Origin of the sequence: Sphingobacterium mizutaii, from assembly GCF_900187125.1 — a bacterium.
Taxonomy (GTDB): domain Bacteria; phylum Bacteroidota; class Bacteroidia; order Sphingobacteriales; family Sphingobacteriaceae; genus Sphingobacterium; species Sphingobacterium mizutaii.
On record NZ_LT906468.1, the window covers coordinates 4,200,692 to 4,213,564 of the forward strand.

Below are 12,873 nucleotides of genomic sequence, written 5' to 3' on the forward strand. Positions count from 1 at the left end.
GAATATACAGATTTTATTGTAATGAGCAGAAAAGGGGGCAAATAAAGAAGGCTGCCCGTGATGAGGCAGCCTTCCAGTTCTTTCTAATTTTTTATTAATTACCGGCACCCCAGTTTCTATTGGCTTTTTCGCCCATTACGAATTCTAGGACTCCACCATTTAAAATCTCTTTATGGGAGATTTCAGCTTTATTTAAGGGTTTGCCGTTCAATTTAGCGGATTGTATATATTTAAACCTGTCCGAAGCGTTTTTAGCTATGACGGTAAAGGTCTTTCCGTTTTCCAATTGGATAACGGCCTTTTCAAAGAATGGCGAACCGATGCTGTACATTCCAGAACCTGGGGTAACCGGATAGAAACCCAGCTGGGAGAAGACCACGAAAGAGGAAAGTCCACCTCCATCTTCATCTCCCGGAACGCCCATTAGGTCATTACGGAACCATTGCTTGATCAAGGTCTTGATTCTCTTTTGGGTCTTCCAAGGTTGACCAGCATAATTGTATAGGTAAGGGATATGTAGGGATGGTTCGTTTGCCATAGAAAACTGGCCCACGTTTCCGGTGTGATCAGGTAATTGTTGGTAAAAATCAAACTTGGACTTACCTAAAGGTTGTACAAACATTTCATCCAGATAGTGAACGAATTGTTCATTTCCTCCCATCAGATTAATCAAATCCGGGATATTGTGCTGAACATCCCAGCGATAGATCCAAGCATTGTTCTCTCCATAATATTCCCTTGCTCCTTGTCCTCCCGAAAACACATAATCGAATGGTTCCAAGAATTTCCCTTTCTCATCTTTAGGGTGGAAGAATTTAGTTTCTTGGTTGAATAGATTTCTATAATTGAAAGACTTTCTCATGAATTTATCATAGTCTTCAGTCTTGCCTAAATGCTTAGCCAATTGCGCCAAACACCAAAGGTCGTAGGAAGTACCTAAAGTAACGGCCACAGGTTGGCGCCGCTCAAAGCTGTGTACCTCTGGATAAGTTTCCTTTTCACCTGGGTGCAAAGCTGGGATATAGCCTTTTTCAAAGAAAAATTGATCCATCTTACCGGCAGGTTTACCTGACCAAGGTGCCAAGGTCTTTTCCGTGATCGCTCCTTTTGCGGCTCTGTAAGCTTCTTCTACATTAAATGAACGGACGCCCTTCTCATAAGCATCTAAAAGTGCGGCTACCCCATGGTTGGAGTTCATTCTGCGGCTATCGCCGGTAATCTCTGGGAAAGTAGGTAACCAAAAATTAGGCATCTGTTCAGACATGCGAACGAATGATTGCAGGATATTTCCTTCCTTTTTGGTATCAATCAATACATTTAATGGATGGTGGGCACGGTATGAATCCCAAATCCAGTCATCTGTAAAGAATGGAACTCCCTCGTCTGAATGGACCTTACCATCGAATGCACTAAAATAACGGCCATCTTCAGAAATATTGACCGGTCTTTCAAAGGTTCTGTATAATGACGTGTAGAAGATGTTCTTATCATTTTCATTTTTACCTTCCACCTTCAATTTACCAAGCGCCTTATTCCAGATTGCTTTTCCATCTGCTTTCACATTTGCCAAATCAAAGTTTTTGATTTCACGGTTCAGGTTAGCTTTCGCTTGGGCAGCATCGATAAAGGAGATACCATAACGCACTTTTAAAGTCTTGGCAGCTGTTGGAAAGGTCAGGACCAAATTCGCCTGATCGCCTGAAGCTTCTGTTGCCTTGCTGATCTGACCATTTTTTAAGCTACCAACCTCTGTTGGTTTTTGATCAAACTCCGCATAGATATAGACTTTTGTGTTGTTTCCGATATCCTGACTTCCAGAGACACCATTACCATCCCATTTCACATCACCTTTGCGGGAATTAAAGATCAACTGAGGCTGACCCGCTTTTTCGAAGCCCAATTCATAGATTGCTGCCTGATGTGATACCGCAAAGTCAACCTGGATATTGTCTTCATCCAAATAAACGGAATAGCTATATGGATTGATGATCTCTTGATCGTAGCTGTAGTTCAATACAGGTTTTAAATCCCGGGTACCCGAAACGATTGGACTTAAGTTAAAAGCAGAACTTCCACGATGGCTGGTGACGATCAAAGGAAGCCCTTTGATGCGGTCTGAGGTATAATCAGCCCGTTCAGGATAGACACGCAGTAAAGAATTTGGCAAGTGGACGGTTGGATAGGTCGGCACTAACAGATGGGATATATTACCCATATAAGGATTGACATAATCCACCTCTGTCTTCTGCGCCTGGGCTTGGCTTGCAGCGATAAAAATCAATGCCATGGTTGCAAAGCTCTTCCCTTTGCTCCATATTTTTCCTATTCGCGGAATTTTATTTTTGAACATAATGATCTTGTAATGTAATATGAAAAAAACACCGTTTACTGCTATACCGCCTTTGGCAAAAGCTTTAGATTGATTGGTTTACAACAGGTCCACTATCAAATTTAATAAAAAAATTTACAAAATAGATAGGTTGTAAAAAGGTTTTAGCTAATTATTTAGGGAGTATAAAAGCATAAAAAAACGCCTATGCAAGTGCATAGGCGTTGCCAGTATTTTTAAATGATTATTTAATCTGCATATGTTCCAGGTGTTTTCCCATCAACCATTTTTCACCGACCACTTGGAAGCCTAGACGTTCATATAATTTTTTGGCTTTCGGATTATCATCATCGACCAATAAGCCTAATACCGTTTTATTCTTCGTAACATATTCCCCGATCAAGAATTCAATAATCTTGGACCCCAAACCTTTACCCTGTTGATTGGGATTGACTCCGATGCAATCTATATAGAATTCGCCAGGCTGGGTTTCGTCTTCGGGATTGAAATCACGCCGAAATTGGGTTTCTACATATTGTGCAACCGGCTTTCTTAATTCATGTAATTCTGAACCATCATAAACGAGGGCAGTAGCCACAACTTCTCCTTCCTCCTCGATGACCCAATTATTATTATAGGAATATTGGTTGCCTTCTTGTCTTACCAATTCTGTCAAAAAATGCAAGGCTTGATCCTTGTCTCTTTGACCAATAAAACGGTAGGCAATCTCTTCCATCGCCAACAATAAATAACTTGCTATTTGTTCCGAATCCTGCTTTAATCCTCTTCTAATATTCATTGTTAAAATAATATTTTGCCCTAAGATAAAAATTAATCTAAAAATTGACGAGGATGAGCTTGTATCCCTCATCCGTCCGGAGAAACTCAAATGTCTTTGATACATATGGGAATTCGTCGTACAAAGACAGGGATATGACCGGATACTTTGCATCTAATGAATCACCACATTGATCGAGATACTTACTATAGGATTCGCCTTCAAATATGAAATAATTTAAGCTGGATTTAGAGATATCGTATTTTTTCGATCCGCTGATAACAGACTCGAACAGATCCTTTAATATATCACCCTGACGGTTGATGTATTTAGGACTTTCCTCAAATACCCATTGATTTTGGTCCTCATGCCAATAGGCGATACTGTCATAGGAATGGGAGATCAATCGTTCTTTTGTTATTTCTTTGGAAAATAATTTAGGAAAGAGCTGTTCAAACTCCTTTACATAGTCCATAAAGGCATAAGTATTACCATTTTTCCCCTTAAATTTTTCCCATGTCCTATCCTCGGGTAAAGAGCCATTGATACTCACTTGGTAAAAATTCAGGTTATCATTGTACGGGAAATCCTCAATAAGGACTTGATTATTCGTATCGATCAACATACTTTTTCCGCCCACAAAATAGGAAAGTTCGTCACCAGGACTATCCCTTTTTCTTTGGGCGCCCTTTAAGGCAGGGATCATTCCATTTTTGACACGTCCTAGACCATTATAGATAGCAGGAATTTGAATTTCGCCTTCGGCATTGAGCAGCCCTACCAGGTCATTTGCTTGATCATAGAAACGGATAAAGCCTTCACTCTCGCAATCCGGAACATTGTCGAAATAGTAGAGGCTGTCATTGCCAACCTTTCTTCCGGTCTTGGTCAGGAAATAAGAACGAAATTCTTCCTGATCGTTGACCTCTGTTACCGAAATGATATTGTCAAAAGAACTTGGGATCCTACTGACAGCTTGTAGGGAGAGTGGAACAATAACTTTTCCTTGCCGATCTTGATAGTCGACCAAGGTAGAATCAGCATTGTAGAATGCCTTTAGGTTTCTTCTGACTTGCGCAAAAAGGATATTAGGAAGCAGGAAAGCACATAAAATTAATAGCAGTTTCATACAGAAAAGATAAGAAAAACCAGCTTTCCGTGAAAGAACTTTTATTGAAAATGCATTAACGTTTTTTCTTGTTTTTCTTCTTTTTTTCCAATTGATCAATCCTTGCCGTTAAGGCTGCAATCGTAATTTCTTGTGATTGAATGGTAGACTGTTGAGCGCTGATCACTTTTTCCAGGGCAGCGGACAATGTACCATTATCGATAGGTTTATCGATTTTAGAAGGAAGTGTAATGGCGACTTCGTGGAGATGTTGATTATCAACTCTCAACATCTCGCCGGCACCAGAGACCAACCATTCAGGAGAAATATCGGCGTAGCTAGATAGAATAGTGGCTATTGCATCGGAGCCCAGGGCTGAGTTTTTTTGCACGCCCTTAAAATTTGCATAGGAAAGACCCAATCCTTTAAAAAACTCGACTTTGTGCACCCCCTTCGATTCGGCAATCAATAGTACTCTCTCTTTGATATTGCTCATAGTATCTAGTGATAATAAGTTTGGATAAAATATAGACTAAATTTATTAATATTTCCAGGAATATCAATAGGTTAACAATAATATAACAAGGCTCTTTCTGAGATTAATTTTTCAGGCATGTAACTAATGAATTTTGGACCCTTTGTGCATTACCATCTTGTAAGCATCTATTAATTAAGGGCATATCCGTGAATCCAAAAGGCTGTTCTTAAAAAACCATGACACTACATGATGGATTAATTATGCAAGTTTCTTAACTTGAAACTATGCGACTAACCTTTTTAACCATTTTTAGCATAGGAATTATCCTATCCGTCACTGGCCAGGACCAGAAAAAAGCCTACTATGTCGGACCTGTCCACTTTAATAAAGTGAAGGTTTCTTCGGAGACCTATGAATCTGTCGGGGTGTCCGATGTCAACGGAGATGGAAAGCCAGATTTGGTCTCCGGTGCATTTTGGTACGAAGGGCCAGATTATGTGCAAAGACATTTTATTGCCGAGGTAAAACGCGTCGACGAATATTGGGATGAGTTTATGAATATTCCAATGGATGTCAATGGAGATGGAAAAATGGACTATATCACCGGAGGTTGGTTTGCTGGAACATTATATTGGATGGAGAACCCTGGAGACAATGCCGCCTGGAAGAAACATAGCATCGATTCCACTGGCAATATTGAAACCGCTAGAGGTTTTGACCTTGATGGAGATGGCAATCTAGAAATTATTCCAAACAATCCTGGACATCCATTGAAGTACTATAAGTTGATTACCGACGCCACTGGCAAAGGAACTGGAAAATTCAGTAAGATCGATGTTGCACCAACCCAAGGCCATGGAATGGGCTTTGGGGATGTAAATGGCGACAAACGGATGGATATCATTGTTAACAATGGTTGGCATGAGGCTCCTGCAGACCCTACGGGGGAATGGATGCTACATCAGGAGTTTGATTTTGGAGACGCGAGCATACCAGTATTGGTGCTAGACATCAACAAGGATGGAAAAAACGACCTTATCGTCGGACAAGGGCATTCCTACGGCCTACATTGGTATGAACAAAAGATAGCTTCAAAAGGAAAGCGAGAGTGGATAGAACACCCTATTGACCTGAACAACTCACAATACCATACCATGGAATGGGTTGACATCGATGCTGACGGAGAAGAAGAGCTTATCACCGGAAAACGGTATAGGGCACACAATGGAAAAGATCCTGGAGCCAATGATCCTGTAGGATTATATTATTTCAAATGGAATGGCGAATCATTTACGAAAAACATCATTAGCTATGGCCCTTTGGATCAAGGTAAAGGTGCAGGGATTTATTTTGCAGTGACTGATCTCAGGAACTCAGGAAGAAAAGATGTGATAGTTGCCGGGAAGGATGGACTGTATATTTTCTATAATGAAGGACAAGGCCAGGTAGCTAATTAAGGAAGTTATACGACTTCAAAAGAAAACATGCCGACGGCTCAAAATCAATCAAGACTTTGGGACCAATTGTAAATTTATCTAATTGTACATAAATTTATGCCATATCGGTTTGTAAAACACTTATCATAGTTTATGATCATTTAAGAAGTTTGATGTACATTAATTAATATCAAATCATAACTCTAATTTAGTTAAAAGCAACACGTGGGATTTTACTAATTTATAACAAATGGGTTTGTCAATCAATTTCGATAGTTTTTGGTTACCTAATGAGTTTGATGCACATAAATTTATATCAAATATGTTTGTCAATGAATTTCAATGTTTTTTGATTACCTAACAAACTAAGTTCTCATAAATTAAAATCAAGTTTGTCTGCTAAATAACCGAACATTTTCCTAATAACAACTGAGCGGCACCCAGAATGTTCAATTAGTCTAAAAATCAAATAGTTGCGATTTTAAAGCAACAAATAGAAACACAGTATTTTCTTTGTTTTTTGACAATCCGATTATATGAAGTTAGATAATATCCGGAGAATAGAACCATTATCTGTTTTATTATCCACGAACTAAACTCTTATATATTTAATTCAAGTTTTAAACACATAATATTTCTTTGATTATTAAACAATGTTCATTAATTTACATTAAATGATGAAATGATATATCAACATCATAACGATTTATTTGATGAAACAAAAAATATAGTTTTCAAAAGCATCGGACCGATTGTATTAGGGAGAGAAATGAGAAAAATTGCAAGTAGCAATGAGGGTTTAGTAATAAGACTTAATAATATTTTAGAAAAGCATATACAAATGGAAGAAAATGGTGCATTTGTTCGATTAATGGTTAATCCTTTAAATGATGATTCAACTATTGAAAGTGTTGTAAAAGCAATAAAAGATATACATAAAGATTTTAATAATTCTATATAAATATCTTTTTATCCTTAATTCCTTACCTTTGCCTCATAACATCTGAGCGGGCACCCATGTTCTATTTCCACATTCCATTTTGCAAACAAGCTTGTCACTATTGCGACTTCCACTTTAGCACCTCCCTAAAGTATAAGGAGGACCTACTCCAAGCCATGCAACAGGAAATTGAACTCCGTGCTTCCTATCTCGAGAACAAAAAAGTAGAATCCCTTTACTTTGGTGGCGGAACGCCTTCCATCCTCCAAGCAAAGGAAATCGACGCCTTAATCGGCAAAGTTGCCAAATACTTTGAAATCAGTTCGGATGCAGAGATCACCCTTGAAGCAAATCCTGACGACTTGGATAAAAAGAAAGTTCAGGAACTCCGCAACACCGAAATCAACCGCTTTAGCATCGGCATTCAATCTTTCTTCGAGGAGGACCTTAAATGGATGAACCGTGCCCATAATTCCGAAGAAGCCAGATCATCGATCATGCGCGTTCAAGATGCAGGTTTTGAAAACATTACCTGCGACCTTATCTATGGCTATCCCCTATTGACCAATAGCAAATGGAAATCCAATATGCAATCCCTGATTGACCTGGAAGTCCCACATATCTCATCCTATTCCATGACAGTGGAAAAGAAAACCGCATTGGCGCATCTGATCAACAAGGGAAAAACCCCTGCTCTCAATGAAGAACAGAGCGCCGAACAGATGTTTATGCTTATCGATACATTGACTTCCACGGGATATGAACATTATGAGATTTCCAATTTTGCTAAGCCGGATCGTTACGCCCGTCACAACAGCAATTACTGGAAAGGAAAACCGTACTTAGGCATAGGCCCTTCAGCACATTCCTTCAACGGCACTTCCAGGTCCTGGAATATTGCCAATAATGCCCTGTACATAAAAGGCATCCTAACCAAAGAACTCCCTCTGAAAACTGAACAACTGAGTAAGAATGACCGATTCAATGAATATGTCATGACCTCTTTAAGAACCAAATGGGGAATCGACAAAAAATACGTGGAAAAGGAATTTGGAAACGATTACCTGAGCAGCATCCTTAAGAATATCGAGGAATATTTTCACAAGGAGCTAGTTTTAATCTCTGAAGAAGGCATTATAAGCTTAAGCCCATCCGGAAAATTACTGGCGGATCAGATAGCAGCCGAATTATTTATCGTCGATTAAAAACAAAGGAGGATGCTTTCGCACCCCCCTCTCTAATTAACCTAATATATAACCTGATCTTAATTTCCTTTTTTAATCAAATCCTCAAAACGTTTGATGTAATACCCACCTACAACCGCTCTTGCCTTAAATCCTCTGCGTTCAGGACGATCTGTCCAAATCCAATCCGACATCGGCACCCGTGTTGTTGACTCGTTCATGAACAGATAAACAGGCTTCAAGAACTTCAGGAAGTCCTCATGTTTATCCGCCATGGTAGCTGTCCAAAAAATCCAATCCGTCTTGGTATAGGCTTCACGGCTGTCCAAAGGAAGCCCGTATTTATTCTGTTTGGTCAAGTAGTACTTGATCTCCGTTTCCCTGATCTTCGGATCAAAAATCCCCATATCAAAGATCTTGTCCCAAACCATGTTGTATTTCTGGCTCCAGGTTCCAGATTTATCAAAAGTAAGCTTGTAATGATCGCCATCCTTTGCCATCTGCTCCCACTCTTTCGCCATTTGCTTAGCCTTATTAATATATTCCGTGCCTACTTCATTCTGCCCCAACATCTTTGCTAAATGACCATAGGATGCTATTCCCATAATAGCCTTGACTGAAAGGTTCGCATTATGGGCGAAATGACCTGCAAAATCATCTGTACAAAGCTGATTTTCCGGGTCTAGGCCTTTTTCGACCAAATAATCTGCCCAAGTGGTCAATGTAGCCCAATGCTTGTTCGCATAATCAGCATTTCCTTCTGCCCTTGCAATGGCGTAAGTCAGGATCAACATATTTCCACCTTCTTCGATCGGCATATCGCCTCCGTAGGTCTGACCGTTTCCAACAGGATAGGTACCGATATCATGTGAAGGGAATGGCTTTTGCCATTTTCCAGATTCTGAATAATAAAAGATAAAGTTGGCCAGGCCCTTTGCCAGTTCTGGATTATAGATCAAGAACAGGGGCGATGAAGGATAGGTAATGTCCACCGTACCGATAGAACCATTACTGTCGTTTTCTTTTGACAACCAAAGTAGGTCACCATTAGGCGCTTCTACCAATTTATGGGCAGCAATGGATTGTCTATAAGCCAAAGCACACAGCTCAGCATATTCTTTTCCATATTGCTGATATTCTTGCATAAATTTATCATCAAACTTCTTGCTCGCCGCCATCAATTGATCATACTCCTTAAAGGCGATTTCAAACTGCTGTTCAATGCTGCTGTTTTCTTTACGGTTCCAATAAGGCCTTAGGTTGGTATTAAAATATTGAATGGCATAGACATCATCATAACCAATGGCAACTTTGCCTTTTGCCGTACCATTGACCTTCAATTTCTTGGTCAATGCCAATTGCTTTACTCCGTCCTTTTGATCAGCATCGGTAGCAGTCCCTAAAGCAAATGCAGAACGCAATGCCGTGCTCGGGGCTACCTTTGCCGTTGTTCCGGCACTTTCACTGGCCAAATAGAAGTATCCCCAATCGTTTTTCACATGGTCTCCCGTCCTGCCCAATATCTTTTGCGATGTTGACCCTGTCTTTAAATAGGTAATTCCATTTTTGTCAAAGCTACTTGAAACCGATTCCTGGGTCGGAAGGTTCAATGCCCAATTTGGGGAAGCTTCAAAATACAGCTCAATTTCTTTCGGTTGTGGCGATTTGATTTCATAACTCAAATAGTTGATCGGTCTGGACAATAATTCCAAGTTATCTAAAAACACAGGAGCCGTAAAGGTCACTTTCAATTCCACATCTCCACATTGGAAGGTATATAGAGTCTGCATAGGCTGTACATCTACAGAAATCTGCTTTGCTGTATTTGCAAAAAAGGCCTTATCACTACGCTCCACCAACAGTCCAAAATCCAGAAAGCCATTTGCGCCTCCGTTGAAACAGTAGGCGGCAATACTATTCTTGCCTTTCTTTAAGGTCTTTACTACCTCCTCAGTTAATTTAACTCGTTTATTCTTTCCAGTTCCACCATGGTTGACTACTTCAATGCCATTCACATAGATCTTGACATCATCATCATGCGAATATTCCAGGTACACGGATTTATTGCTTAGATCTTCTGCAAGTACCACTTCTCTCCTTACCCAGATCTTATCTGTGGTCCAATTGGTCTTGCTCAGCGATTCATTTTCAGTTGTACCAAATGCACCTTTCCCAGCTTGCCATTTAGAAGCATCGAAACCCTTGGCAGACCAATCTTTTGCAGGTTCCGTGGTTACATACTTTCCATCCCATGCCTTGTCCTCTCCGTTCGGGATTACCGTTAGCATCTCAACATCCTCGGCTCCCATAAATCGATAGAACTGTCCGTCCACTTTCAACACTCCCATAAAAGGCAAGTTCTTATCCGACCAATGTGAAGGATTGGAATCATATAGGTTATTGGTATAAGACCATGCGCTGGTATTTGGGTCTAAGGTAACCAGGGGAAAAGCTGGTGCTCGTAAATCATTCTTGATATGTTGCGCTGACAACATTTGTGTCAGCAGCAATATAAAAACCCCAAGGACATTTGTTTTATTAATCATAGGTAATTCTGTAAATCGTCTGTGATAGATATAGCGGAGGTCCGAGACTCAAAAAACTGAATTCTAGGTATCCCTCATGAAATATTTTCTGGATTAAAGGTTTATTATCTCTTATCGATTAGCTTAAAGATAGCAACTAAAACGTTTTAAGCAACTTCTGTAAGGAATTCTTTACAATTCATTAAAATGTGTAATAAACCTAGATTATTAAATATTTATCCCAAACAGCACTTTATTAAGTAAAATAAGCAAAAAGCGTTTAGCAAACAAGAGAAGAGTGTTGATATATTCCCAAAATATCATTGTCATTTTTAAAAAATAACAAAAAGAACAAGCATTAAGTAGCTAATTCTTGCCAAATTTTCAATTTTAATTTTTTAAGCAATACAAAAGCTCTAAGTTTGCGGGAAATTTCTTCATTCAATAATTATGATACACAATTCTACTTTTGAGGACCAGATCAAAAGTTACAAATCAAACCAAAATGCATGCGTTAAGCTTATTCAAATAATAAGCGACTTATGGTTTAACCAATCCATAGAACTCGTGCTCTTCAGAAACCAATTGATCGATCGCCGAGTTAGTTTTATTCTGAATCTACATCAAGAAACAAAAGAGTATACCGGTGTGGAGTTGAATATTATGGAAACCTTAAAGGTTGCCGAGGCTATCTATGCCCTAGATCTCAATCCTTCAAGGTTAGATATCGGAAAATTGGCATTGAACATCCGCAAACAACGGATCCAAGAAGCTGACGTCCAAGAATTTGTCCGCAAAGAGTTGGGACCAGCCAATCAACACTTACCTTTCCAGCCAAAAGATGTGGTTCTTTATGGTTTCGGAAGGATAGGAAGGCTCCTTGCTCGCGAACTCATCAGCAAGGCTGGAGCAGGCAGACAATTGCGTTTAAGAGCCATCGTAACACGAGATGAGGTTGATAAAAAAACATTGGAGAAAAGAGCAGCTTTGCTAAGACAAGATTCCATCCATGGAAACTTTGATGGCGAAGTTGCAGTTGATGCTATAAACGGGGCATTGATCATCAATGGGATTCCCGTGTACATTATCTCAGCCAAAAACCCTGAAGATATCGACTATGGTAAATACGGTATCAAAGATGCCTTAGTTATTGATAATACAGGTGCTTTCCGTGATGATAAAGAATTGGCTAGGCATCTGACATCCAAAGGAGCTGCAATGGTCTTATTGACCGCCCCTGGAAAAGGTGTTCCAAATATCGTTTATGGTGTAAATGAATTGGATGCAGACCCTAAAAAGGACCATATTTTCTCAGCAGCTTCTTGTACAACCAATGCCATCTCACCTGTATTGGCAGTTTTAGAAAAAGAATTGGGCATCAGTAAAGGTCATATCGAGACCATCCACTCCTATACCAATGACCAAAACCTAGTCGATAACATGCACAAGAAATCCAGAAGGGGCCGTGCAGCTGCATTGAACATGGTGATCACAGAAACCGGTGCTGGCTCAGCAGTGGCAAAAGTATTGCCTGCCTTGGCTGGAAAACTCACCTCCAATGCCATCCGCGTTCCTGTACCAAATGGATCATTGGCAATCCTCAACTTAGAATTAAATAACAAAACAACCTTGAACCAACTGAATGATCTCCTGAAAAAGGCTGCATTGGATGGTGACCTGGTTGAACAGATAAGCTATACCAACAATTCGGAACTCGTTTCTTCAGATATCATCGGAACTTCAGCAGCATCCGTTATCGATGCTCCTGCAAACATTGTTTCGGAAGATGGAAAAACAGCCATTATCTATGTATGGTATGATAATGAATATGGTTATTCTCACCAAGTCATGCGATTGGCAAGACATATCGCTGGTGTAAGGAGATATACTTATTACTAGTAATAGATAGGGGCAATTTGATCAAATTGCCCCTTTTCTTTTTTCTTTTTCAAATCTCATTCCTGCTTTTAACAGGTTCATTCCCATAACAACCATCCAAACATAATAATCTGAGACAAAAACGGAGGATGGGAACAAATCAAATAATTACGAAATCCTTATAATTCATAACATTTATTGTATAACTGTTCTAAGT

The 12,873-nt window shown here is 39.6% G+C and carries 9 protein-coding genes; 4 read left to right on the top strand and 5 right to left on the bottom strand.

All coding sequences use genetic code 11. The annotated features are described in order from the left end of the window. Nucleotides 1–94 precede the first annotated feature (94 nt). The 4 genes from CKW03_RS18185 to CKW03_RS18200 form a co-directional block, all read right to left on the bottom strand. Nucleotides 95–2,350 carry a GH92 family glycosyl hydrolase gene (locus tag CKW03_RS18185; protein ID WP_236736531.1) on the bottom strand — a complete coding sequence of 752 codons (2,256 nt, stop codon included), beginning with the start codon at nucleotides 2,348–2,350 and terminating at the stop codon, nucleotides 95–97. A gap of 223 nt (nucleotides 2,351–2,573) precedes the next feature. Then, the gene (locus CKW03_RS18190) at nucleotides 2,574–3,128 is read right to left on the bottom strand and encodes a GNAT family N-acetyltransferase (protein WP_093099281.1); all 555 of its coding nucleotides are present in this window, start codon (nucleotides 3,126–3,128) and stop codon (nucleotides 2,574–2,576) included. A gap of 37 nt (nucleotides 3,129–3,165) precedes the next feature. Then, nucleotides 3,166–4,236, bottom strand: coding sequence for a hypothetical protein (locus CKW03_RS18195; RefSeq protein WP_093099282.1), 1,071 nt, complete (start codon nucleotides 4,234–4,236; stop codon nucleotides 3,166–3,168). A 55-nt stretch (nucleotides 4,237–4,291) separates the two neighbouring features. Beyond that, the gene (locus CKW03_RS18200; RefSeq protein ID WP_093099284.1) at nucleotides 4,292–4,711 is read right to left on the bottom strand and encodes a hypothetical protein; all 420 of its coding nucleotides are present in this window, start codon (nucleotides 4,709–4,711) and stop codon (nucleotides 4,292–4,294) included. Between the two features lie 266 nt (nucleotides 4,712–4,977). On the opposite strand from CKW03_RS18200, the gene CKW03_RS18205 reads away from it, so the two are divergent. The 3 genes from CKW03_RS18205 to hemW all read left to right on the top strand — a co-directional run bounded on the left by CKW03_RS18205 (nucleotide 4,978) and on the right by hemW (nucleotide 8,274). After that, nucleotides 4,978–6,150, top strand: a complete 1,173-nt coding sequence (locus CKW03_RS18205) for an FG-GAP repeat domain-containing protein (protein WP_093099285.1) — start codon at nucleotides 4,978–4,980, stop codon at nucleotides 6,148–6,150. Nucleotides 6,151–6,811: 661 nt separating this feature from the next. Then, nucleotides 6,812–7,090 carry a hypothetical protein gene (locus CKW03_RS18210; RefSeq protein WP_093099287.1) on the top strand — a complete coding sequence of 93 codons (279 nt, stop codon included), beginning with the start codon at nucleotides 6,812–6,814 and terminating at the stop codon, nucleotides 7,088–7,090. A 56-nt stretch (nucleotides 7,091–7,146) separates the two neighbouring features. Continuing rightward, nucleotides 7,147–8,274, top strand: coding sequence for a radical SAM family heme chaperone HemW (gene hemW / locus CKW03_RS18215; RefSeq protein ID WP_093099289.1), 1,128 nt, complete (start codon nucleotides 7,147–7,149; stop codon nucleotides 8,272–8,274). Nucleotides 8,275–8,333: 59 nt separating this feature from the next. Here hemW and CKW03_RS18220 read toward each other — a convergent pair whose 3' ends face one another. Then, nucleotides 8,334–10,799 carry a glutaminase family protein gene (locus CKW03_RS18220; RefSeq protein WP_093099290.1) on the bottom strand — a complete coding sequence of 822 codons (2,466 nt, stop codon included), beginning with the start codon at nucleotides 10,797–10,799 and terminating at the stop codon, nucleotides 8,334–8,336. Between the two features lie 429 nt (nucleotides 10,800–11,228). Between CKW03_RS18220 and CKW03_RS18225 the strand changes: the two genes are divergently transcribed. Beyond that, on the top strand, nucleotides 11,229–12,677 hold the full coding sequence (locus CKW03_RS18225) for a glyceraldehyde-3-phosphate dehydrogenase (protein ID WP_093099292.1): 1,449 nt from the start codon (nucleotides 11,229–11,231) through the stop codon (nucleotides 12,675–12,677). The last annotated feature ends 196 nt before the right edge of the window (nucleotides 12,678–12,873 follow it).

Bases quoted from the DNA above. Each gene is read 5' to 3' on its own strand.
- CKW03_RS18195 (WP_093099282.1), bottom strand. From the start codon at position 4,236: ATGAAACTGCTATTAATTTTATGTGCTTTCCTGCTTCCTAATATCCTT.
- CKW03_RS18190 (WP_093099281.1), bottom strand. From the start codon at position 3,128: ATGAATATTAGAAGAGGATTAAAGCAGGATTCGGAACAAATAGCAAGT.
- CKW03_RS18185 (WP_236736531.1), bottom strand. From the start codon at position 2,350: ATGTTCAAAAATAAAATTCCGCGAATAGGAAAAATATGGAGCAAAGGG.
- CKW03_RS18210 (WP_093099287.1), top strand. From the start codon at position 6,812: ATGATATATCAACATCATAACGATTTATTTGATGAAACAAAAAATATA.
- CKW03_RS18220 (WP_093099290.1), bottom strand. From the start codon at position 10,799: ATGATTAATAAAACAAATGTCCTTGGGGTTTTTATATTGCTGCTGACA.
- CKW03_RS18205 (WP_093099285.1), top strand. From the start codon at position 4,978: ATGCGACTAACCTTTTTAACCATTTTTAGCATAGGAATTATCCTATCC.
- CKW03_RS18200 (WP_093099284.1), bottom strand. From the start codon at position 4,711: ATGAGCAATATCAAAGAGAGAGTACTATTGATTGCCGAATCGAAGGGG.
- hemW (WP_093099289.1), top strand. From the start codon at position 7,147: ATGTTCTATTTCCACATTCCATTTTGCAAACAAGCTTGTCACTATTGC.
- CKW03_RS18225 (WP_093099292.1), top strand. From the start codon at position 11,229: ATGATACACAATTCTACTTTTGAGGACCAGATCAAAAGTTACAAATCA.